This window comes from Microcoleus sp. Pol12A5 (assembly GCF_036701435.1).
Classification (GTDB): domain Bacteria; phylum Cyanobacteriota; class Cyanobacteriia; order Cyanobacteriales; family Microcoleaceae; genus Microcoleus.
The window spans coordinates 1-22,538 of the sequence record NZ_JAUBQU010000068.1; the positions used below are offsets into that span (position 1 = coordinate 1).

Annotated in this window: 16 protein-coding genes; 7 read left to right on the forward strand and 9 right to left on the reverse strand. The window is 46.5% G+C overall.

Translation table 11 applies throughout. The features are described from left to right. Positions 1 to 340 precede the first annotated feature (340 nt). From QUA45_RS18045 to QUA45_RS18055, 3 genes are all read right to left on the reverse strand, one after another. Positions 341 to 1,165: an IS4 family transposase gene (locus QUA45_RS18045; RefSeq protein WP_333221752.1), complete on the reverse strand. Its 825-nt coding sequence runs from the start codon at positions 1,163 to 1,165 to the stop codon at positions 341 to 343. Between the two features lie 95 nt (positions 1,166 to 1,260). Then, positions 1,261 to 2,487, reverse strand: a complete 1,227-nt coding sequence (locus tag QUA45_RS18050; protein ID WP_333221753.1) for a clostripain-related cysteine peptidase — start codon at positions 2,485 to 2,487, stop codon at positions 1,261 to 1,263. 56 nt (positions 2,488 to 2,543) lie between these two features. Continuing rightward, positions 2,544 to 9,209, reverse strand: coding sequence for a translocation/assembly module TamB domain-containing protein (locus tag QUA45_RS18055; RefSeq protein ID WP_333221754.1), 6,666 nt, complete (start codon positions 9,207 to 9,209; stop codon positions 2,544 to 2,546). 458 nt (positions 9,210 to 9,667) lie between these two features. Between QUA45_RS18055 and QUA45_RS18060 the strand changes: the two genes are divergently transcribed. Then, positions 9,668 to 10,042 carry a DUF3110 domain-containing protein gene (locus QUA45_RS18060; protein ID WP_333066613.1) on the forward strand — a complete coding sequence of 125 codons (375 nt, stop codon included), beginning with the start codon at positions 9,668 to 9,670 and terminating at the stop codon, positions 10,040 to 10,042. 167 nt (positions 10,043 to 10,209) lie between these two features. Further along, the gene (gene murQ, locus QUA45_RS18065; protein ID WP_333221755.1) at positions 10,210 to 11,124 is read left to right on the forward strand and encodes an N-acetylmuramic acid 6-phosphate etherase; all 915 of its coding nucleotides are present in this window, start codon (positions 10,210 to 10,212) and stop codon (positions 11,122 to 11,124) included. Between the two features lie 99 nt (positions 11,125 to 11,223). On the opposite strand, the gene QUA45_RS18070 is transcribed toward murQ, so the two are convergent. Then, the gene (locus tag QUA45_RS18070; RefSeq protein ID WP_333099521.1) at positions 11,224 to 11,751 is read right to left on the reverse strand and encodes an adenylate kinase; all 528 of its coding nucleotides are present in this window, start codon (positions 11,749 to 11,751) and stop codon (positions 11,224 to 11,226) included. Between the two features lie 441 nt (positions 11,752 to 12,192). Between QUA45_RS18070 and QUA45_RS18075 the strand changes: the two genes are divergently transcribed. Beyond that, positions 12,193 to 13,833 carry a bifunctional diguanylate cyclase/phosphodiesterase gene (locus tag QUA45_RS18075; protein WP_333221756.1) on the forward strand — a complete coding sequence of 547 codons (1,641 nt, stop codon included), beginning with the start codon at positions 12,193 to 12,195 and terminating at the stop codon, positions 13,831 to 13,833. 223 nt (positions 13,834 to 14,056) lie between these two features. Here QUA45_RS18075 and QUA45_RS18080 read toward each other — a convergent pair whose 3' ends face one another. The 3 genes from QUA45_RS18080 to QUA45_RS18090 all read right to left on the reverse strand — a co-directional run bounded on the left by QUA45_RS18080 (position 14,057) and on the right by QUA45_RS18090 (position 17,158). Beyond that, complete coding sequence (locus tag QUA45_RS18080) at positions 14,057 to 15,328, reverse strand: CAP domain-containing protein (RefSeq protein ID WP_333221757.1); 1,272 nt, start codon at positions 15,326 to 15,328, stop codon at positions 14,057 to 14,059. 509 nt (positions 15,329 to 15,837) lie between these two features. Continuing rightward, positions 15,838 to 16,512: a phycobilisome degradation protein NblB gene (gene nblB / locus QUA45_RS18085; protein ID WP_333221758.1), complete on the reverse strand. Its 675-nt coding sequence runs from the start codon at positions 16,510 to 16,512 to the stop codon at positions 15,838 to 15,840. Between the two features lie 145 nt (positions 16,513 to 16,657). Then, positions 16,658 to 17,158, reverse strand: a complete 501-nt coding sequence (locus tag QUA45_RS18090) for a CBS domain-containing protein (RefSeq protein ID WP_333099528.1) — start codon at positions 17,156 to 17,158, stop codon at positions 16,658 to 16,660. Positions 17,159 to 17,364: 206 nt separating this feature from the next. Between QUA45_RS18090 and QUA45_RS18095 the strand changes: the two genes are divergently transcribed. The 3 genes from QUA45_RS18095 to QUA45_RS18105 all read left to right on the forward strand — a co-directional run bounded on the left by QUA45_RS18095 (position 17,365) and on the right by QUA45_RS18105 (position 20,329). Beyond that, the gene (locus QUA45_RS18095; RefSeq protein ID WP_333099530.1) at positions 17,365 to 17,691 is read left to right on the forward strand and encodes a (2Fe-2S) ferredoxin domain-containing protein; all 327 of its coding nucleotides are present in this window, start codon (positions 17,365 to 17,367) and stop codon (positions 17,689 to 17,691) included. 81 nt (positions 17,692 to 17,772) lie between these two features. Then, positions 17,773 to 19,215: a D-alanyl-D-alanine carboxypeptidase/D-alanyl-D-alanine endopeptidase gene (gene dacB / locus QUA45_RS18100; protein WP_445304974.1), complete on the forward strand. Its 1,443-nt coding sequence runs from the start codon at positions 17,773 to 17,775 to the stop codon at positions 19,213 to 19,215. A gap of 217 nt (positions 19,216 to 19,432) precedes the next feature. After that, entirely contained in the window at positions 19,433 to 20,329 is an 897-nt protein-coding gene (locus tag QUA45_RS18105; RefSeq protein ID WP_333099533.1) for an alpha/beta hydrolase, read from the forward strand. 148 nt (positions 20,330 to 20,477) lie between these two features. Here QUA45_RS18105 and QUA45_RS18110 read toward each other — a convergent pair whose 3' ends face one another. Together QUA45_RS18110 and QUA45_RS18115 are read right to left on the reverse strand one after the other, a co-directional pair. Beyond that, the gene (locus tag QUA45_RS18110) at positions 20,478 to 20,702 is read right to left on the reverse strand and encodes a helix-turn-helix transcriptional regulator (RefSeq protein ID WP_333036912.1); all 225 of its coding nucleotides are present in this window, start codon (positions 20,700 to 20,702) and stop codon (positions 20,478 to 20,480) included. 29 nt (positions 20,703 to 20,731) lie between these two features. Then, positions 20,732 to 21,205: a Coq4 family protein gene (locus tag QUA45_RS18115; RefSeq protein ID WP_333099535.1), complete on the reverse strand. Its 474-nt coding sequence runs from the start codon at positions 21,203 to 21,205 to the stop codon at positions 20,732 to 20,734. A gap of 570 nt (positions 21,206 to 21,775) precedes the next feature. On the opposite strand from QUA45_RS18115, the gene QUA45_RS18120 reads away from it, so the two are divergent. Then, positions 21,776 to 22,495 carry a hypothetical protein gene (locus QUA45_RS18120; RefSeq protein ID WP_333145655.1) on the forward strand — a complete coding sequence of 240 codons (720 nt, stop codon included), beginning with the start codon at positions 21,776 to 21,778 and terminating at the stop codon, positions 22,493 to 22,495. Positions 22,496 to 22,538 lie beyond the last annotated feature (43 nt).

The window sequence follows — 22,538 nt, forward strand, 5'->3', positions numbered from 1 at the left end:
CTGGGGGGGTGACAAAGATAGCTAGGAACTAGACCGGATGAGAGTTGCGGCCCTCATCCCCCGTTGATAAAAACAGCGTTTCTGAGGGGTTAATGCCATTAACTCTTGAACTTCTGCAACGTATTTGTCCAGATATATAACCCATTGTTGGCTATCTAGACCACTGCCCCATGTACTCCGGCGAGGATACTTTCTTTTTGACTCTTTAGGGCGAACAATATACTCTTTAGCTGGTTTCTTTTTGAGAGTTGTACCTTGTATGACAGCACTACTATAGGCGATCGCTATCAACAGAATCAGCGCTATAAGGCGTTTGCCTTTTAAACCAGTTCCCTCTAAATCATAGCCTCCAATGAGTGAAATCTCGGAACATTTCTTCAATGCCCATCCGCTTTTTATATTCTGCGATCGCGTCGGACAGATTGCCCAGATTTGTCAGGATAAACCAACCTTCCTTAACTGACACCCCCCGATATTTCCTTTTCCATTTACCAGCCACATCAAACCCTGCTATTGGTTGAGTTTTTCGGACTTTGACACTTGGAAAATAGAGAGAAATTCCGGGAACTAATCCTACTTCTTTTAAGGATTGCCATTTTTGAGGCTCTGTTTCGATACAATGAGAGCATTTAAGCCTCAAACAAAAATGCAAGTTCTCTGTCCTGAGCCAGTTAGCCAGATCGACTGAGCAAAATTCTCGATCTCCTAGAACCACTACTTGATAATTTTTTAAGAGTGGCAAAACTTGGGCAATCGCGTCCATTTGCTCTGTCACGTTACTACTTCCTAATTTGGGCAACAAAGTCCAAAATAAGGGAATGGCTCTTTGCTCCCACACCAGGCTTACCATCAGTATGTTGATAACACCCCATTGAGTGCGATCGATCGCAATTGTTAACCTTTGCCCTGCTTGACAATAGGTAGTTAACCAATAAGTAATCAGAGGATACCAAAGAAGGTTGAGTGTTAATTGGGGTAGCTCCAAAAATCTTTGTAATTTCCTACGCCGACTTTCGATCGTAATCGGGTGTGGAAACATTCGGGCTAACCGTTCCAACTTAACTTGCCTTTCTGATTGCAGGACATGGAGCAAGAGACCTAATATTAAAAACTGAGTCCGAGTTAACTGTTGCTGGAGATGCGTCTGATAAAATTGAGGGAGCATATTTTTTGATAGGTCATGGGTAACTTTCGTCTGACCTATCTTTTTTTATCACAAGTTGGTCAACGCCTCACCTGCTCTGAGTTCTGACGGGGTTGTCACCCCGTCAGCTCGAATACAACTGCCTCAAAAAGCTCTACAAGCTTTAAGTCTGAATAAACCGATAAATACAAATACTTTTCCAGTTTCTGCCGATTTCTAGGTAAGAACAAGCCTAAACCTGATAAGCTTTTATACTTATGTCTAATTCTTGAGTCAAGTAATTCACCATGCTGTTGCACTCTCTGAATAAGAAAATTATTGAAAAATAACAATAAATCGTTACAGGCTGACGGACTTGCACCTGATAATTCGGTAAGTTTTTGTAAAAAATTTGCGAAATCAACAAAGGTTTCTCCAAAGTTACGATAAACTACTACAGTAGTGTTATTGGAAAAATTGACTTCAGGTCCTAAAATTGAGGATATAAAAACTTTCACTGGCGCAATATCTGCTTGCAAAATAGAATCAATCACAACATTAACTTTTTCGGTAAAATAGCGGAAATAATGATTGTTAGTTAATGTCAAACTATGGTACATATCAGGCTGTTCATAATCCATAATCTTTTTAGCTAGCTGAGAACCATCAATGTCTGGATAATCGCTCAAATGGCTTAACAATTGCTCATAATAGTAATTGGGCGCTCCAAGTTGCAGTTGAGATGAAAGCGTATACTTAGCAGTATTTTGGAAGGTATGGTGTACTTCAATATTTCCTTTATTACAATTTTGGAAAAATAATAAGTCTATATTTCCCTTTACAGAGCGGTTAAAATTCAATATAACTTGATTTATTTTTTGAAGATTCATCCATCTAATTTCTGAAATTAAAGGGGACGTGGGATGCTCGTCGGGGCTGATTTCCATAAGCGTTCCACTATGACCTAAAAACACAATAGCCCAGCGTTTGGCTTGAAATTGAGATTGGGCCCAAGTCAGATACTCACTCAAGACTTCTGCACTACTACTATCTGCTGTTTCTAAGTATTGCGTATCAACTTTACCTTGGCTAATCAGACTTCTAGAAACTTGTGCTGCTCCACTAAAGTCTGATTGTACGACTACCAAAACCTTATTATTTTTTACACCTTTACTTAGCATTTGAAGAATTGGTTGTCCGAATCTTGAGAGATTATTGTCATAGGGCATCCAGTATAGTAATATCCAGTCATAATGATTTTTTACCGTACTTCCAAGCATATATTGGTCTCCAGAGCGATATATTGTCTCTGTTAAAGAACTAATACTTACTGTTATCAGTTTTATGGCTTCCCTTCTTTTCACCTTCTCTGCTCCGGGTTGAGGATAGTCAGATTTTTGTAAACGGTATTTTTTGCTAACTAAAACCTCAATTCATATTCAGCAGTGACGCGGTTGTCTCCTTGAAAATTACTCGAACTTCTGAGTAAAATTTTATCGCTCACTCGATAGCGCACAGTAAATTCTGTCGGTTGATTGGCTGACAGAACTCGAATGATTGATGCTGAAAAATTGCGCGTGATGTCAAACCCAACTTCTAAACCTAAACCGAGAGAACCCGCACCTGAACTCGAACTAGCTGTTTGTGCTTCGTTACCTCTAATCCGAGTGGGAAATAAGCGAAATTCGCTCAATCCTGTGGCGTTAGTAATCGCAGATTGAATGTTGTTCAATAAACCCGCACCAGCTAGATTTGCGATCGCCAGCGTACTGTCTCCTTGTCCCAAAGTCTGCACGAAACTGCCGCCCAACAGCGCTACAATCTCTGTTTGCGATCGACTCGGAGAACTCCTCAACTCCAGACTTTCCGCCAACTGAGAAGCCCTTCCCTGCACCAACGCTTGAATTCGGACACTCCGCACATTGCCGAAACTTGTCGGTTCGTCTGCGATTTCAGAGGCTACAGATGTGCCGGGAGTGCGGAACCGCGTTACTTCCTGCACCGAAGTTGCTAATCTCACATCCAGCGTCGGATCGAGTCCTTGTGTTGGTACAAAGGTCGCAGTCTGCGGGTATCCTCGATCGAGTCTAAACTCTGTCGTAAACAAATTCACCGACCCGGAGGTCAACCGAATCGTACCCTCCGGGCGAAGGTCATCTAAAGTTCCATTCACCGTCAAGCCCCCAGTCGCCTGAAAACTCAATATCGGCGCACTTGTGACCCGGATTCCCCGGCCCAAATTCAGCCGCAAATCGTTCAATCCAACTTCAAAGGAAGGGGAAGTCGGAGTCGCAGGAGAAGCAGAAACCTCAGTCGCAGGGGAAGCAGAAACCTCAGTCGCAGGAGAAGCAGAAGATGTCGAATCAGAATCGGAAGCAGAAGAGGAAGAAGCTAACTCAGTTGTGCCGCCGCCGGGACTCCGGAGAAATACTTCGCCGTTGTACAGTTCAATATTACCGCTCAACTGCGGGCGCCTCGCCGTGCCCCTTGCCTGCACTTGACCGACTACGCCGCCGCTGTACAATCCTCTGAGGTTCACTGCCAACTTGTCGAGATTGACAGCCAGGGGATTATCCGCATCGACATCGCCCTCGGCGAAGGGCACAGACAACGGAATCACGCCAGCGGCCACAACTTGCCCCTGACTCAACTGTCCCCGAATTCCCTCTACCCGAATACGATCGCCCTCGAAGCGCACCGTCCCAGTCAGCCCTGTCAGCGGTTCTGGGAAGGCTCTCGCCCGGACGGTTGCATTTTCAAAATTCGCGATTCCTTGCGCTACAGGGTCTTGCAGCGTCCCTCCGACGCGAATTTGCACCTGTCCCTGACCGCTGACCCACGCCACTTGCGGAGTCAATACATTAATAATTGCCAAACCTTCATTTTGCAAATTCGCCCTCACATCTATTTGATTGCTATCAGCTTTCACGGCTGCAAAGGGCAACTCAAAAGGCAAACTTCCCTGCACTTCAATCGGTTCGGTTTGAGTTACCAAAGCGCTGCCGCCAAAATTCAGGCGGGCGTTGCTGTAACTGAAACTGCCGTCGGCTTGTTTAATCGGTTCTCCGTTTAGCGTACCCTCAACCAAACTCAATTCTCCCGTGGCTTGCGGGTTTTCCAAACTGCCGGCCAAATTCGCCCGCAAATTCAGATTTCCCGTGACATCCACAAAAGGCAATTCCACCAGTTTTGCCAACTCTTCCACCGGCACATTTTCTATCCGCAACTGCCCGGATTGAGCTTTTTGCCCGAGTTGTCCCGAAAAGCCGATCGCACTTTTGCCCGATCGAATTTCCAAAGGCAAAACAGTTAAAATCCCGTCCTGAAAACTGCCTTCAATGCTGAACTTTTCAGCGACATATCTTCCCCACTGCCAGTTATCGCCTTTCACGTTAAATTGAGCTTGCACGCCCGTTTGCAAAGAACCTGCGACAGCAATTTCCGCGCCAAAAGTGCCTTGCAATTCAGATAAGGGAGGCAATTTTTCTGATGATTTCACTGCCTGCTGCTGCTGCAAAATAGTTTCAATTTCTGCCAAGCGGCGCAACTGTTCGATTAGCGGGGCATCCGGTTCTCCGACTGCTACAGTTTGCACGTCGCCGCTGTCACCGTAAACGGGAGGTTTTAAGCCTCTAGCTAAGTCACCTAAATTGAAATATTGCAAAGCGGTTAAAACCTGCTGCAAATTGCCTTGCTGGACGTTAACTTTCCCGGCAAATTGCGGGTTGGCGCCTGTTTGAACATTGCCGGAAATTAAGTATTGACCGCTGCCTTGGCGGAAAAGTCCGTTTGTGAGAGTGGCGCTGCCGTTAGCGTAGCTGAATTCGCCTTGAAAACTGTCACCTTTAATGTAGCCGATCGCCGGTTGGGCGATCGCAATTTGTCCGCTTGCTTGCAAAGTCGCCGGATTTAACGGCATCTTCCAACCAGGCACATTTACTTGTCCCGAAACTGTACCAGTTATCGGCCCCAAACCTGCCTCTTTCCCCGGTGATAGATTCAAAGCAGCGAGGGGAAAATCGCTTAAATTAACTCGCAAAGTTTCTCCCTCAGTTTGGCCGCTAGCCACAGATTCCCCGCGTTGAACTAAGAAAGATGTCGGCAGAAAAGATTGATTTAAAGCTACTTCGATTTTGTCGCTTGCGCCGGCCAAACGCAAATCTACACTTTTCCCAGCATCGGCATTCACAGCCCCCGCCAGTACCGGGTCAAAAGCGATTTGATTTACTGCTAAATTCCGCACTTCCACGTCGCCCACTAAGCTGAGGGCGGCGAGGGTTCCGGTGAGGCTGCCGGTAAAATCGACATTGCCGCGCAGGGGTGGGTTTTGCTGTGAGGAATTTTTGTCCGCAATTGTAGACAAAAATCCTAGTTGTTCGGCTGGTAAGGCTTCCAGGTTAAAGTTGGCGAGTTTGACATCCAAATCTAAGTTGGAAATTGAGGGCCCTCCTTTACCTCCGAGTTCGACGTTAACAAAGCCGTTTGCTGTCAAACCTGGAGTTGTGGCGTTCTCAATTTCCACCCGTTTGCCATCCCAATTAAATACTGCCTCAAAAGGTTGTTTCAAAAACGGCAATTCCGAGATGCGGAAACTGCCGCCGGCGCGAACTGTTTGTGGGGAAGCGGCAATCGGGCCGGATAAATTGATATTGCCGTTAAACAGTCCTTTAAGCTGGGGGAGATTTTGGGCGCCGGAGACTACACCTCCGGTTTGCAAGCTTTGTCGCTGCGCTTCAAAGGCTTGCTGGAAGGGACTTAGAGCAATTTGCTCGCCCTCAATAGACGCCCGCCAATTCCCCGATTCTGCGCGGCCTTTAGCATTGACAATTCCTCCGCCGTTGGCGAGTCGAATTTGTCCGTCGCCGTTGGCGGTGATACCGTTGGCGGTTAGATTGTCTACTGTTCCCAAAATGCGGACTTTGCCGTCGAGGGTTCCGTTAATTTCTGGCGGTAAATCCGCTGTCAGCAAACCGGTTTGTTTGAGGGTTTGTTCTAAATTACTGACGGCAATTCCGTTGGTTTCCAGCAATGCTTGCAAGTTGCCGTTTTCTAATTTGGCTGTAGTATCGATCGCCCCGAGTCGATCGACCCAAATCCGTCCTTCTCCGCTACCACTAATTCCCTTGGCTGTCAAGTTATCCAAACTGCCCGCTGCTTGGAATTCGCCGTTAACTCGGCCGTCAAACCCTTTAGGCAAAGTCGCCGTCAGCGGAAACAGTTGGAGATTGCGAACAGTTTGTTCTAAGCGGCTGAGAATAACTCGATCGGCATCGGCGAAAGCTTGCCAGCGTCTGTCTTGTAATTTACCTCTAAAAGCAACAGTACCGTCGGCAATATTGAGTTGGCCGCTGCTGTTGACAGAAATATCGGCGGCTGTTGAATTATCAAGATTGCCGCTGGCTTGAATTTGATTCGATATTTGTCCGTCAAGCGATTGGAGATTTTGGATTTTGGATTTGAGATTGTTGAGGTTGGCGACTGTTTGAGGATTGTCAGCAGTGAAAGCTAAGCCAACATCTAACAGGGGCAATCCTAAATCTCCTAAGCGCCTGATGGAAGTGCGATCGGTTTCTGCTGTTGCTTGCCAGTTTCCGGCTACCAATTCTCCTTTTAAATTAACATTGCTGCCTGCAAGATTGAGTCTGCCGCTGCCGTTAGCATTGATGCTGCTAGCAGTCAAATTGTCAAGACTTCCCGATGCTGTAATTTGACTCGATAGCAGTCCGTCAATCGATTTGAGATTTTGGATTTTGGATTTGAGATTGTTGAGATTTGCCGATTGCTGATTTTCGGGATTGAATGCTGAAGCCACATCTAAAATCGGCAGTGCCAAATCTACCAAGCGGTTGATGGAAGTGCGATCTGTTTCTGCTTTTGCTTCCCAGTTTCCCGCTACCAATTCTCCTTGTAAATTCACATTACTGTCGGCAAAATTTAGCCTACCGTTGGCATTAACATTGATTCCGCCAGCAGTCAAATTGCCAACTTTTCCCGCGACTTGAAATTCACCTGCTAGCTGTCCGCCAAGCGATTTGAGATTTTGGATTTTGGATTTTAGATTGTCTTGATTGGCGGTCGTTTCCCGTGTTAAAAACGGCAAGCCAATATCAATTAATTGATTTACAGCAACTTTTTCAGTGTTGCCAACAACTTGCCAGTTCCCCGATTCTAGTTCGCCATTAACATCAACAATACTGTCAGCAATATTCAGCGTTCCTTTGCCCGTCGCAGCGATCGCATTTAAACTCAAATCGTCCAAAGTTCCCGCAGCTTCCACAGTTCCGCTGACCAAACCCGCTACTTCAGGAGGTAAATTAAGGTCTGGCAGAACTTGCTGCAAACTTTTGAGGGCCAAGCGATCGCCCTCGATGATAGCTTGCCACTGACGGTCTTTTAGCGCAGCATCCACGTTAACAGAAGCGTTGCCAATTTTCACAACTGTATTTTGCAAATCTGCCGAATTCCTTGCGGCTCTAATTTCGCCCGCTGCGGGGAAAGTTCCTTGCGGTGCTTGCCATTGAACTCTCGCTTGAATGTTGTCTAACGGGCCGAAAATTTGAGCTTTTGCGGAGACATTGCCAATATTAACACCAGCAGGAATTGGGAGAGCGTAAATTTGGGCGATCGCGTCTCCGGGTACATTTTCAGCTTGCAAGTCAAACACCAAACCCGATCGGGAATTCTCACTTCCCAACCTAATATCGACTTCACCTTTCCCGCCAATTTTACCACCCGCCGCCGGCACTACCAAAATATCGCTCAAAGTCAAACCTAAAGAGGAAAACGGGGGAATAGAAGATTGAGAATTGGGATTTGGGGTTTGAGCCATTCTCCCCCGTTCCAATTTGAAATTAGTGCTAATATTGTTTAATTGCAGGCGATCGACTGTAGCGGGTTTTGTCGAGGCGATCGCACCTGTCAGCACCGGCATTGCAACTGTTCCAGTCAGCTTGGCATCCGCCTTCACTTCCCCCGCCACAGCCACGGGTAATACTACTTTCTTCCCTAACTCTGTCTCCACCGCACTGACAACACTTGCCAAAGCGACTGGTTGCACGTTCGTTGTCAGATTGAAGCTAGCGTTCTCCAAATTAAAATTGGTTCCAGTGGCAACTGTTCCTGCTATTCTAAGCGGAATTAAACCGTAACTAGCCGCCAGACTATCGACAATCACATTAGTTCCCTGAAACCGCAACTGACCGCTGCTATTTTGTACGATCTGTTTCAGCGGAGAAATACTCGCTTGCACTCCTCCAAAACTAGCGTTTCCAGTAATTTGCGATACTTTATTGTCTCGCAATTTCACGGTTAAATTGCCATTAGCCAGACCTTTTTGTAAATAAATGCGGGGAAGTTTCAGCAAGCGAGCGAGGTCGGGCAAAGGCAAATTTTGACCTTGCAACTGCACGTTAGTTTGAGCGGCAGGTAAAATAGAATCAGCTTTAAGTATAAACTTATCGCTGTTAGTAAACTGACCGTTTAGTTCGTAGAGAACGCGCTTATTTTGGTCGCGAAATAGAGCGCTGCCATTTTTCAAGCTTACAGAAATGGGAGCCGAAGTTTTCTGTCCGACTGCGGGACTCGGCACCAAAACTGCGGCGACATTTTCAGCTCGAATTGCCTCAACTTCAGTTTTAAATAAACCCGGAGATTTCCGCTCTGCTGTTGGAATATTAACCCAGCGGCCTTGAGCATCTTGTTCGATATAAGCGCTGGGTTTAACTAGGGTAATATCTAATTTGAGAGTGCGGTTGAACAGCAGTGGCAAAACCGAAAACTGCACTTCCACTGCTTCAGTAGAAGCGTAATCGGGATCGGTAGGAGTTGCAGGTAAAGTCGATCGGCCAAACCGCAAACCTGTCAGAGAAAATCCCTCCAAACGTCCGAGTTGCACAGGTCGCTTCAGCAACTGACTGACTTCCGTTTCCACCAAAGGAGCTAACTTTTCCCGCACCCACTGGTATCCTACGGCCGCCCCCACCAAGGCGAGAATACTTAATCCCGTACCGCTAAGCAGCAGCAGACGCCACCAGCGGCGATGGGGACGGGGTGCGAGTTGATTTTTGTTATCGTCCGAGTTAGTCATGGGTGTTTCTCAAAAATCAGAGAATTCAGGAATTATAGGAAATCAGCCGATTTTAGACAGGTATAATCTGTGTGATTCGCCAGGGTGCCTTCTGCCTTTGGTAGACTCAAAAGTGAGGTCGGAAGTGCCGATCCCCGGGTCGAACGCACGCAAAAGGCACGCCCCCACTCCAGAGTAGACTCCAGAAACCTTTACCGAACTTAATCAAAACACGCAATACCACCTAAAACCAAGTCCTCCAGCTCCCCCAAATCCCCTAGATTCCCCCCGCTGTGCGGGATCGGCGGTCAATCTCAAATCTCAAATATCAAACCAAGTCGTCCAAATGCCCCAATTCCTTTCGATCCCGCCAGTGCAGGATCGGTGGTCAATCTAAAATCTAAAATATAAAATTTAAAATCGGTTGCCCGATCGCTCCTAAGATAAAAAAACGGTGGTTAAGAAGGTCTTTAAAACTTATGCGAGTGTTCGTCTTACTCTTCAATGCCCGCACCGAGAATGAGGGAATTCATACCATTCAACTCGGCGATCGCAATAAAGTTCTGATGTTTGAGTCAGAAGACGACGCCACCCGCTTTGGCGTGATGTTGGAAGCTCAGGATTTCCCAGAGCCCACGGTTGAGGCGATCGACGAGGAGGAAATTAAGGAGTTCTGCGACAGTGTTGATTATGATTGGGAACTGGTGCCTGCAGGCGCGCTGGCGATCCCGCCAGAAGACAATGTAACACAGACTCAGTGGCAGCCGGAGCCCGAACCCGATCCAGATCCAGATTCTGACGTTTCCCAAAACGAACTGGATTCTATTCGCCGCCGACTCGAAGGACTTTTGTGAGAGTCAGCAGTCATTAGTAGAGTCTAATTGCAAAAATAGCTCTGTAATCTTGAAAAACATCTGCGTTTATCTGCGTTTATCTGCGGTTTCTCTCTAAATCAATGACCCATGACCCATAACCCATGACCCATGACCCATGACCCATGACCAATAACGCAGAAAAAATTATGAAGAATTTGGAAGAACGGGGCCATCTGCTGACGGAACAGGTGAATGTCAACAGCGAGAATTTAGACCAACTCAGTTCGATCGAATTAGTGGACTTGTTCAACCGGGAAGACGCCCAAACCTTAAGCGCGATCGCCCGTGCCCGCAAACAGTTAGCCCAAGCGATCGACATTGCAGCCGAGTCTCTGGGTCTAGGAGGCCGCCTGTTTTACGTCGGTGCGGGTACTTCCGGGCGTTTGGGGGTGCTGGATGCAGCCGAGTGTCCCCCCACCTTCTGCACGCCGCCCGAACTCGTACAGGGCATAATTGCCGGGGGTGCGGGGGCTTTGGTGCGGAGTTCGGAGGATTTGGAGGATCGGGCTGAGGATGGGGTCGAGGCGATCGCCCACCGTCAAATTACCCACTTAGATGTGGTTGTCGGGATTACGGCTGGAGGTACGACGCCCTTTGTCGCGGGCGCTTTGCAGGCGGCGCGCCAGCGGGGGGCGAAGACTGTGTTTATGGCCTGCGTACCCGCCGAACAAGTGAATTTTGAGGCTGATGTTGATATTCGGTTGTTGGTTGGCCCGGAGGTAGTGGCGGGTTCGACGCGCTTGAAAGCCGGTACAGTCACAAAAATGGCTTTAAATATCATTTCGACTGGGGTAATGGTGAAGCTGGGGAAGGTTTACGGCAATCGGATGGTTGATGTGGCCGTGACTAATAAGAAATTGCGCGATCGGGCTGTGCGGATGTTGCAGGATTTGACTGATTTAAGCCGGGAGGAGGCGGGTTTTTTGCTCGAAAAAAGCGGCAAGTCGGTTAAATTAGCTTTGATGATGCACTGGACTAATTTGGAAAAGGAAGAGTGCGATCGAATTCTGGGCGAGTTTCAAGGGAATTTGCGATCGGCTGTGGCATCAATTCGTCAATAGTCATCAGTCATTAGTGATTAGTGAGAGGTGATTTGTTAGCACAATGCCTTTCGCCGATCGTGCCCCATGCCCCATGCGCCATTCCCTATTCCCAAGTCATTAGTGATTAGTCATTTGCAAGATCGAGTCAAAAAATTGTGAAATCTCTTCAGTGGATCTGATGTGATAAACACTTTTGGTATTTTGAGCGCGATCGACATACTCGCGATATTTTGGAGTCAAATACTTGTGACACAACCAAAGAGCACGGTAACTATTAATTGAACTCTTCAATATCGGACTGTTTTGCGGCCAGCCTTCTGGCGGTATAAACTTACCTGTAATCAGCCGTTTAGTCACCCACCAGAAATGCACGTATAATGGCAGGTCGACAAAAACCAGACTATCCGCCTCGTTGAGTCGAAGCCAGACGGTTTCCATACAACCAAACCCGTCAATAATCCATCGGTCAGCAGCCAAAATTTTCTCATGGGTATGCTTATATTCTTCATTGGGAACCTCAGCGCCCCCAGATTGATATTGAATCTTATCTAAGACGTAAAGTGGCAAACCAGTGATTTCCGATAATCTCTTGCTGAGAGTTGATTTACCACCTCCAGCGTTGCCAAACACCGCTACTTTTTTCATAGTTACCCTTTTAGTAATTTAGTTATTAGTCATTATTCATTAGTTATCAGTAGCAGACTAAAAGCTGAAGGTCGCTCTAATTTATAGCTTTCAAAAAACTCTATTTGGGTAATTTTTGGCCCGGATCATTGACGTTCTTGAGAAAGGCGATTAGGGTCAGTATATATATTTGTTGTTTGGCGATCGCTTGGATATTTTATCACACAAGCGGTCGCGGTTCGGTATTGTCGATCGATTTGTAAAATATCGGTCAAATCTAAGGCGATCGCTCCTTAGTTAAAAAAGCTGTTTCTGAAGCTAACGCACCTAGTACCAGACTGCTGGATACTCTACCCACTTTGAAATTTCAAACCGAGTCCTATGCAACCAAAACATAACCTTAACCTATACTCATTCTTGGCGTATCTCCCCTGGCTGAAGAAAAGCTACACTGCCAAAATTATGGTGGTTGCATTTTTAGGCACGCACGTTCCTTTGCTAACCTTAATGGTCTGGTTTCTTACCTCAAACGCTTACTCTGTAGAGACATCAGTCGGGGTTCTGCTGGTTGCTCTGCTGGCGACATTAGCGGGTACGGCAGCAACCCTTTATACGCTGCGCTACCTCCTTCTTCCGGTAATCTTAACCTCGGAGGCTCTACAAAACTACCTCGATACAAGAACTTTGCCGAACTTACCCACAGAGTTTACTGATGAAGTCGGTACGCTGATGGCAAATTCCTCACAAACGCTTTACAAACTAGATGAATTGATTCATTACATTACCCACTACGATGAACTGACGGGATTGCCAAATCGTGACTTATTCTGCGATCGCCTGAATCAAACCCGATCTCAAAATCACTCACCCCTGGTCGCAGTGCTGGTATTGGGAATCGACGATTTCACGGGAATGCGCCATGCGTTGGAGCCGGGGATATGGGACTTACTAATTAGAGCCGTTTCCCAACGGGTGGTAAACTGCATGGATCGGTCAGATATCTTGGCGCGTTTGGGCGATGGTGAGTTTGCGATCGCTCGCAGCGAACTCCCCTCGCTGGAGAGTGTGGTCAAGCTATCCCAACTGCTGCTGAGTACGCTAGCAAAACCTTTCTCTGTAGAGGGTCAACCGATCCACCTCACCGCCAGTCTTGGCATTACATTGAACCATTTAGAAAATACCAATTCTGCAGAGCAACTTCTTCAGCAAGCTCACTTCGCACTTCATCAGGCAAACCAGCAAGGGCGGAGTCACTATCAGTTTTATTCACCCGAAATGAACGTTCAGTTACAGGAGCGACTGATCCTAGAAAATAGCCTGCGCGGAGCGCTGGAGCGTAACGAACTACTGGTTTACTATCAACCGCTGATCGACCTCGACAGCGGACAGGTGACAGCAACGGAGGCGCTGGTTCGCTGGCAGCATTCTACAGAGGGTTTGGTCTCTCCGGCAAAATTTATTCCGATCGTCGAAGCCAATGGCGAGATCGTGCCCATTGGTGAATGGATCTTGCGAACGGCTTGCGCTCAAACCCGTAGCTGGCAACTGGCCGGGCTGCCAGCGCTGCGGATTTCGGTGAATCTGTCGGCTCGACAATTTGAGCAGGCGAATCTGGTTGAGATGGTTCGCCAAATTTTGGCCCAGACCGAACTCGAAGCTGCGTATTTAGAACTGGAAGTGACTGAAACTGCCTTGATGACTGACATTGAGCGATCGGTCAAAATCTTAACGCAACTGCGAGAACTTGGCGTGTCCCTCGCCCTAGACGACTTTGGTACAGGTTATTCTTCCCTCAACTACCTGCAACGGTTTCCGGTTAATATGCTCAAGATCGATCGATCCTTTGTCAACGATATACTGTCTAACCCGGACAGTGCCACCATTACTGATGCGATCATTGCTCTGGCAAAAAGTCTGCGGTTAACGATCACCGCAGAAGGCATTGAAACCAAGGAGCAGCGTGACTACCTGCAAGCGCGAGGCTGCCATGAAGGTCAAGGGTTTTACTTCAGTCGCCCTGCTAACGCTGATACAATCACCAAACTGCTAAACGAGTCGTTTCAGTCTGATGCAGCATCTATCGCTCTTGCCACCCACTTTTAAGCTGCACCATTGGCTTTCACTGGGAGTGCGATTGTAAACTCAGTACCCATGCCTGCGGTTGAGTTGACGGCGATCGTTCCCCGTGTTTTTCCGTCCAGGATTGTATAACAACCAATCTCTCCAAACAGCCACCCCGATTATGCTCTCAAAGTTAAACGTAAAGCGCTCTCGTTTTTAGATTCCTGACTTCTCCAAGAAGTCGGGAATCTGGGTATGCTGTTTTTTAGGGGTTGACAAAAACAGAAGATGTAAGCTGACTTTCACTTACACCTTGCACGATGCCCAAATAATTGTTCCCCGACTTAATCGCCGTAGAAGCGATGCTTGCACCTGCATCCAACTGCAAACTCACAGCTTCAAAAGTCAAGTTGGCAAATCCCATACCGTCAGTCAAACCAATATTATCCCCGCTCGCAAAATCGGCAATCACATCCGCACCAATTAAAGTAGCCGAAGCAGACAAACCTCCTGCTAAAATAAACGTATCATTTCCGCCGCCGCCCGTCAGCATATCTTGCCCGCGATCGCCCGCCAACACATCGTCGCTGTTACCGCCAACCAAGACATCATCTTCTTTGCCGCCGCGAATAGTATTGTTACCGTCAGATCCGATTAGTCGATCGTTATCGTTATTGCCGCTGATAAAATCATTGCCAACACCGCCATCAATTGAATCGGATTCTTTACCGCCCGATAAGCTGTCATTGCCACCTGCACCATTAATTGTATCCGCACCCTGCATTCCATTAATGCTATCAGCACCTTCTCCCCCGGTGAGATTGTCTTTGCCGGAAAGGGCAAAAATTGGCAATCCCGCAGCATTTGTCGGTATTTGACTATCGGCACTATCTGATAGGAAATAATTGCCGTCGCTGGCTGTATTTTTTGGTGCTGTCGTCGGGTTGCCGTCCCCTCTAGCATTGGGTATTGGCGAAGTAATAGATATAGTGTTTGGTGTGGGAGTCGGTGTTGGTGTAGGTGCGGGATTGACACTACCGTCAAGAGAAGTCGCAAAAACTTGCGTCCAATAGTGATTCCAATTTTCTGTGCCAGTATCGTCGGCTAAGAAATAGTAACCGATGCCAATTTCTTTGAGATTGGGGTTAAGAATGTTAGCGCGGTGGCCGCTGCTGTTCATCCAAGATGATACAACTTGTTCGGGTGTAGAATAACCCGCAGCAATATTTTCTGCTGCCGTTGAGAATTGATAGCCTGTTGCAGAAATCCGACTTCCTAATGACGAACCATCTTTCCCGGTATGCGAAAAGAAGTCTTGCAGTGCCATATTCTGGCTGTGATTTTCCGCCGCATTTAGTAACTGAGTATTTAAGGTTAGCGGGGACAAACCTAATTTACTGCGTTCTAAGTTCGTAAGTTCTAAAACTCTATAAATAAAGTTTTGATTAATTGGATTTGGTGCGACTTGAGAGACAGATCGCTCTCCTGTTAAAATGTCCGAGGATTGAGAAGCGGAATTTTGTAGTTGTTCAAGCATGGGGATGATCGAGAGTTTTAAGACTTGGTTTTGCTGGTAGATGGCTTACCGTCTTAACGATAGTTTCCCCGATCGCTAGCTGGTGGGGTACAATTCAATACTTGTGTTAATCCCTGCCGCTACTGTATTTATTTTATTTTAATTATAGCTTTTGTCAAAGTGGGGATGTCAAGAGGCAGACTCTGCTTTGTATCGGGAAGAGTGCGATCGACTTTAAGGAGATTTTCAAAGGAATTTGCGATCGCCATTGGCATCAATACAATTTTAGATTTTAGATTTTAGATTTTTCCTGATTAGTAAGCTTTGCACCTTCCACCCAGCCCGCTGGCTGGCTAGAAACCCGGTTTCTACGAGTTTTGCAGACAAAAACGAGCAATATAGGAAGAAACCGGGTTTCTGAATTCTGTGTGCGATCGCGAACGAAGTTGTTACTAGAATCCGCACAAAAAATTCTAAATTAATTCAAAATTCACAACCGCGCAGAGTTCTTCCCGATCGCCAAAGCAATCTCAAGATTTCAAACTATTTTCTTGTCCGGCTTTAGCCTCCTGAGCAACTTGTTCAACCTCATCTTTGGCGAGAATTTCCAAAACCTCCTCTGCTTCTGTACCGCCCAACCGCCCCAGAGCTTGAGCTACTCTGTAACGGATCTGCCAATCAGCATTGGAAGCGTAGGGAAGCAGCAGCGGCAGCGCCCGTCTATCTCCCAATTCACCTAATGCGCTGATGGCAATGGTTTGGATCAATTCGTTTTCAGAAGTCAGGGCATTTTCTAACATCGGAAAGGCTTTCGGATCTCCCATTTCTCCCAAAGCCGCCACGATGCTCAGTTGCACCAGCCATTCAGAGGTACTGCTATAAACTTTCTGCAAATCTTCTAAAGCATCGGTTAATTTCAATGCGCCCAAAGCATCGGCTGCTGCTGCTTGCACGTCGGGTTCGGGGTCGTTGTTCAGGCTGTTTCGCAGTACCTCTAAAGCGTTCGGCAGATTCTGCGTACCGAGGGTTGATATCTGGCTGACTGCTGCGTAGCGAACCCGGACGTTTTTATCGCCGATCGCAATTTGAATCAGTTTATAGGCGATTGCTGGGTCTAGTTGCCGCAGTTGGTTGACTGCTCGCAGTCTTTCGCCAAAATCCTCGGAATTCAGCAATTGTTCGACAGACTCAGGGGTAATGCTCATCGGATTTTAGATTTTAGATTTTAGATTTTAGATTTGGTAATTGGTAATTGCCAAAAGCGAGGGAGATTGAAAGAGCGATTCCCTACGGGATAGCTTCGCTTCACGACTCATTTTCTGATACAGTCCTGGAACTGCAACAGTTAATTTAAGATTCGGCAGCCATCGATCGGATAATATCTCCCCTAGTGAGGATGCCGATTACTTTGCCGGCAGTATCAACCACCGGCAATCGGTGGATGCTGCGATCGTGCATCAGTTTGGCAGCTTCTTGGACAGATTGATCGGGCCCGATGGTAACAGGTTCTTTACTCATCGCTTCTCCTACTGTTTGTCCTAAAGCCTTGTGGAGTTCTCGCTCGTAACGAGATGGATTTTCCAAATAAATCACGCTGTCAAGCACCATGATATAAGCGGGGGGAGTTACGCCGGTTTCCCGCCACATCAAGTCGGTTTCGGAGATGACTCCTACCAACAAGTCATTCTCATCTACGACGGGAAGACCGCTAATGCGTCGATCGGCTAAAATTTTAATCGCTTCGTTCAAGGGCATTTCGGGTCGCGCCAAAATCGGCTCGCGGCTCATTACATCGGCTACTGTTTTTGGCATGATTAGCGGTTGATTGAGTTGTTGCTCTAAATCGATCATATAGGGAAAGCGTGACACAGACTGAAGAAAGGCAGCTCTGCTGAAAGGATTGGTTTGAAGGTAGTAAAGAAGGAAAAAGTTTGAATGCCAGAATTTTGCTGTTTTTTTCGATCGCACTATAAAATTCTGCCACTTGCCTCCCTCCAGCGGGCGATCGACCTGACAATATTGTTAAGATATATTAAAGAGCGGATAAATCCTTACCAATGCCAGAATCTCCAGCCCGAGAACCAGACTCCCAACCAGAAGCGCGCTGTGTATTGGTTTGCCAGTATGTATCTTGCCTCAAAAATGGTTCAGCAGCAGTGCTAGCTGCTTTTGAAGCTCAACAAGTTGCAGGGGTGAAAGTTGAGGCCTGTAGCTGTCAGGGACAGTGCACCACTGGCCCGACTGTACGAGTTACCCCGGACGAAATTTGGTATTGTCGAGTTAAACCGAGTGATGTACCGTTAATTGTGGAAGAGCACCTCACAGAGGGAAAACCTGTAGAAGCGCTGTTCAATCCGAGAATTCATGCGCGTTATTATTATTAATATTGACTTGATTCGGTGAAACTTCCAAGCTCTGGCGCATCTAATTTTAATAGTTATTGTTAAGGAACTGCCACTTTGAAAATCCAAGGAATTGCGCTTAGTTTGTTAGTGCTGGTGCTGGGGCGTCCGTCGGCGGTTGCGGCTCAAATGTCGGCGGTTGCTGGGGATATTTGTCCTGGGGAATTGGGGGCACAAGTAGATGCGATCGCCAACCGTCCCGAATTTAGCCGATCGCGCTGGGGCATTTTGATTCAACCTCTATCTTCTACTACTACTCTCTACAGCCGCGACGCCCAAAAATATTTTATTCCAGCATCAAATGCCAAGCTGCTAACTACAGCCGCTGCTTTGCAGAAACTCGGTGCAGATTTTCGGATTAAGACATCGGTTTACAGCGGCGAAAATGGAAGTTTGTACGTTGCCGGCAGGGGAGATCCGAGCATTGCTGAGGCTCAGTTGAAATCTTTGGCGCAGCAGTTGAAGCAGCGAGGAATCACCCAAGTAAACGAGTTAATTGGCGATGACAGCTATTTTCAAGGCAGTGCAGTCAATCCGAATTGGGAATGGGAAGACGCCCAAGCAGGTTACGGAGCGCCGATTAACAGTTTAATTTTCAATCAAAACGCGATCGACCTTCTTTTGTCCCCACAGGCGATCGGGCAACCTCTGAAAGTTACTTTTGCCGAACCAAAGCTGGCAAATCAGTGGCAACTTCAGAACAATTCAGTAACAGTCGCCCAAAGCGAATCTGAGTTTATTGATGTTGGCAGGGAGTTCGATCGACCTATAATTCGAGTGAGCGGACAGTTGAAAGTTGGTGGCGAACCTGAATCAGCTTATGTGGCAGTTGTCAACCCCGCTAATAATTTTTTGCAGCAGTTTCAGCAAGTTCTGGCGGCTGAGGGAATTCCTGTTAAACACACTTTAGTTGCATCAGCTTCTCGCAATTTAAATCAAGAATTAGCGACCGTTGAATCGCCGCCGCTGGCCCAATTGGTGAGAGAAACTAATCGGGAAAGCAACAATCTTTATGCAGAAGTTTTATTGAGATTGCTGGGAAAAGTTACAGACAAGATGCCCCTGCAGCAAGAGGATACAGGTGAAATGGGTTTGAAAGAGTTAAAACTGTCTTTAACTCAATTAGGAGTAAATCCAAACAGCTACATATTAGCCGACGGTTCGGGACTTTCCCGCCACAATTTAATTAGCCCAGAAGCCTTGGTGCAAACTTTGAGATTTATGGCCAATTCACCTGCCGCATCGATTTACCGCCAGTCACTGCCGATCGCTGGCGAGAACGGCACTTTGAAAAATCGCTTTAATAATACACCAAACCGCGTAGTTTTGCAAGCAAAAACAGGAACTTTGAGCGGAGTTTCGGCACTGTCGGGGTATATCGAAGTTCCAAATTACGAGCCGTTGGTATTTAGCATTATCGTCAATCAATCGGACCTATCGGCTGCAAAAATGCGATCGGCAACGGACGAAATTGTGCTATTATTGAATCGCCTGCGCCGCTGTTAAAACAGTACATTTAAGGTAAAAAACGTGCGTTCAGTAATTACGCCTAAAAAACCGGACACCCAACAACCCTACAAGTTTTAAGTTTCATTAGATTGCAGCCACGGGGATCGAAAAGCAGCTACAATAAAAGTAGAAAAATTAACAGCATTGGGCCGTTTTAGCCTGCTACCAGTCGGCGGGTTCTGTACTTCCCGAAAATAAGTCTAACTTTCCAACTATGAATTCTTTCGATTCCGAACAGCAACACATTTTTGTCGAAACCAATAACATCCGCCTGCACTGCGTTTCTCAAGGAGAAGGCGATCTCGTTCTCCTCCTGCATGGGTTTCCAGAGTTTTGGTACTCTTGGCGCCATCAAATTCCTGCTTTAGCGCGTCATTTTAAAGTTGTGGTGCCGGATTTGCGGGGCTACAACGATTCCGACAAGCCGGAAAGCGGTTATGATTTAGATACGCTGAGCGCGGATATTCGCGGTTTGATTGCGAGCCTCGGTTATACAAAAGCTCACGTTGTAGGTCATGATTGGGGAGGGGCGATTGCGTGGCACTTAGCTCAAAAATTCCCCGAACAACTCAACCGCTTGGCAATTTTAAACGCTCCGCACCCGCAGCGATTCGTGCAGGAAATGGCGAGCAATTTAGATCAAATCCGCCGCAGTTGGTACGTTTTGGCGTTTCAGGTTCCCGGCATTCCGGAATGGTTGATCCGGCAAAACTTGAAAGATTTTGTGCACAATGTTTTCCAAGGACAAGCTGTTCGCAAAGGATCTTTTAGTGCTGAGGAAACTAAGATTTATCAGACTGCTTTAGAAAAGCCGGGAGTATTAGCTGCCGCTATCAATTATTACCGCCAGATGTTTCACCCGCAGAGGCTTTGGAATTTGGCGGAGAAATTAGAACCTGTGACAGTACCTACTTTGGTGCTTTGGGGAGAAGAAGATGCGTTTTTGAGCCACAAACTTGTAGAAGGTTTAGACAGATTAATTACTGCTCCGTTTAAGTTGAAATTAGTTCCTCACTGCGGTCACTGGATTCAGCAGGAAGCGCCGCAAACGGTGAATCGAGAATTGCTGAGTTTTCTGAGAAATTCTTCTCGTTCTGTGGCTTTGGCATAGAAGGTTTTAAACATTGCAAATGAAAACCCGGTTTTACAGCTAAACCGGGTTTTCATCTGTCTAGGGATAGGTTTTTTTAGGGTGCGTCGTGCCTAGAGTTTCTGGATTACCAGAGAATTCCAGCTAGCTGACGCACGCTACTTATTTATCAGTCCCAGAGCAAATTTTCTTGGATCAGCAGTGCAATCATCGCAGTTCTGGAACAAACACCGAGTTTGATAAAAATCCGCCTCACGTAAGTAGCAACCGTCCAGTGACTGATATTTAAATTTTTGGCAATACATTTGTTGGGCAGCCCTTGGGCTACTAATTGTGCGATCGCTCTTTCCCGTGGACTCAGGCTAATTTCCGGTTTGTAACTTTTGCTTTGCATACTTTTGCAATGAGGTAACGAGTTAAAATCTAATCAATTAAGGGTAGAATTCCGAGTTTTTCTCGAACTTCCGATAAAGGAGTTTCCCAATCAGATGCAACGTCCCAATTAATTAACCGAGTGGCTAATTTTCCGTGTTTTAAGCCTTTGATAATTTGTCCGATCGCGCATTTGCCACCGATCAGTCCAACTAACACTAAAATCGCACAAGAAGGACGAAATACTTGAGCGCGAGTAAACGCTTGAAGTACAAGTTCATCTTCTGTTGAAGCTGAAAGACCAGTCAGAACGTGCCAAACGTCGTGGTTTCGCTGAATCCAGTCTCCCGATGCGATCGGCTCAAAGCCTTGTTCGTCTAGAAATCGCGCCACTTCGCACCCTAATGTTCCTGTTGGCAGTTGGCGCAATTTTGCCAAGTCTATTTCAAAGTGTCGATCGCTCTCAATTTGAGGATTAATTGTTTGAGCCATCTTTAATATAACTCCTAATTGACCGTCAGCCATAATTTATTATCCCTTCAACAATGATTTAAGTTTCGAGCAAATTAATTTGTGTTTGTCAAGTTCATTTTTGCGCTGAATCAAGACGACTTTTTTTACCGACTCAACTTAGAAAGCTTACTTTCTGTCACAGTAATTGGCTTTCAGGAGCTTTTACATTTCTTTACAAACAGGCTCAGAGGTGAAATCTGCCAGTTGCCCAAATCTGGCTAGTGTTACTTGCGGCAACTTGACCCACCCGGAAGTAGCCGTAAAATCCACAGTATCTAGCGGTGATTTGAACTCCTTTACTTACGTATATAAATTTATTCTGCTGCTAATTATTGGAACCTGCAATGAGTCAGAAGTTGAAGCTTGCAAGGCCCGTGATGCAGGTACAGACAAGTGAAGAGAACGGAAGGGAGCTGAAGCAAGGTGAAGTTATGCAGAGTTGATGCCGGGGATAGTCCGCACGCAGGGTCAGACGAGTGCGCTGTCGCTCAAATGAGTGACACTAATTTGAGCGACTGGTGAAGTATTTTTCTGCTAGCTATAATAAAGTATAAATTGTATAAATTCATAAAAAGTATTGCCATGAAACGACTGAATATGTGGTTCTATGCAGGAGTTATTTCCTTGATTTGGTGTGGTGCTGCTAGCGCTACCACTTATGTTAATCCTAACGGTAAAACGACTTTAAACTTGTCAGAAAAAGGAAACAATCGCAGCGGTTTTTACTTGACAAAAGTAGGCAATCGGGAATTTTTGGGCAATATTCTAATTACCCGTTCTGAAGGAGCAGCAGGCTCTTACTATTACAATGGGACTTTCAAAGACAGTGCGACCGGCCCTGGCAGAAAAATTGTTTGTTCTGGAGATATTGCCATTGTCAGGCGTCAAGTTGGAAGAAGCAACCAATTGGGAGCCGAAGTTACTTGGAAGGTGAAAGGAGGAGAAAATTGTCCTTCTATGGGCCAGACATTTAAAGTAAATTTAGTTGAAGCTTTACCGCGTCCTAATGCAAGTGGCGACTATACTTCTAGCAATGCTAATACTTGGTCGAGTCAAACAAATGGTTTTGTAACTTGGCCTGCTTGGCGAGTCACCTCGCGAGATGGACAACTCAACTGCCGCAAGACCGCAAACGGAGCAATTCAACAAGTTTACCGCGCGGATAGAGATACAGTTTCTGCTGAACTCAGGGGAGCAAATGCTATTACGATGGCGAACGGTCAACCCTGGTTGCTGACAAGACAAGGCTGTTATGTGCGCGCTAATTCTCAGTACATCGAGCCAGTTTCTTTGCCACAGTAAGTGACCAAAGCGATAAATAAACTACGGCTCATATCAAAGCCTG

Bases quoted from the DNA above. Each gene is read 5' to 3' on its own strand.
- QUA45_RS18045 (WP_333221752.1), bottom strand. From the start codon at position 1,165: ATGCTCCCTCAATTTTATCAGACGCATCTCCAGCAACAGTTAACTCGG.
- QUA45_RS18055 (WP_333221754.1), bottom strand. From the start codon at position 9,209: ATGACTAACTCGGACGATAACAAAAATCAACTCGCACCCCGTCCCCAT.
- QUA45_RS18060 (WP_333066613.1), top strand. From the start codon at position 9,668: ATGCGAGTGTTCGTCTTACTCTTCAATGCCCGCACCGAGAATGAGGGA.
- murQ (WP_333221755.1), top strand. From the start codon at position 10,210: ATGAAGAATTTGGAAGAACGGGGCCATCTGCTGACGGAACAGGTGAAT.
- QUA45_RS18070 (WP_333099521.1), bottom strand. From the start codon at position 11,751: ATGAAAAAAGTAGCGGTGTTTGGCAACGCTGGAGGTGGTAAATCAACT.
- QUA45_RS18075 (WP_333221756.1), top strand. From the start codon at position 12,193: ATGGTGGTTGCATTTTTAGGCACGCACGTTCCTTTGCTAACCTTAATG.
- QUA45_RS18080 (WP_333221757.1), bottom strand. From the start codon at position 15,328: ATGCTTGAACAACTACAAAATTCCGCTTCTCAATCCTCGGACATTTTA.
- nblB (WP_333221758.1), bottom strand. From the start codon at position 16,512: ATGAGCATTACCCCTGAGTCTGTCGAACAATTGCTGAATTCCGAGGAT.
- QUA45_RS18090 (WP_333099528.1), bottom strand. From the start codon at position 17,158: ATGATCGATTTAGAGCAACAACTCAATCAACCGCTAATCATGCCAAAA.
- QUA45_RS18095 (WP_333099530.1), top strand. From the start codon at position 17,365: ATGCCAGAATCTCCAGCCCGAGAACCAGACTCCCAACCAGAAGCGCGC.
- QUA45_RS18105 (WP_333099533.1), top strand. From the start codon at position 19,433: ATGAATTCTTTCGATTCCGAACAGCAACACATTTTTGTCGAAACCAAT.
- QUA45_RS18110 (WP_333036912.1), bottom strand. From the start codon at position 20,702: ATGCAAAGCAAAAGTTACAAACCGGAAATTAGCCTGAGTCCACGGGAA.
- QUA45_RS18115 (WP_333099535.1), bottom strand. From the start codon at position 21,205: ATGGCTGACGGTCAATTAGGAGTTATATTAAAGATGGCTCAAACAATT.
- QUA45_RS18120 (WP_333145655.1), top strand. From the start codon at position 21,776: ATGAAACGACTGAATATGTGGTTCTATGCAGGAGTTATTTCCTTGATT.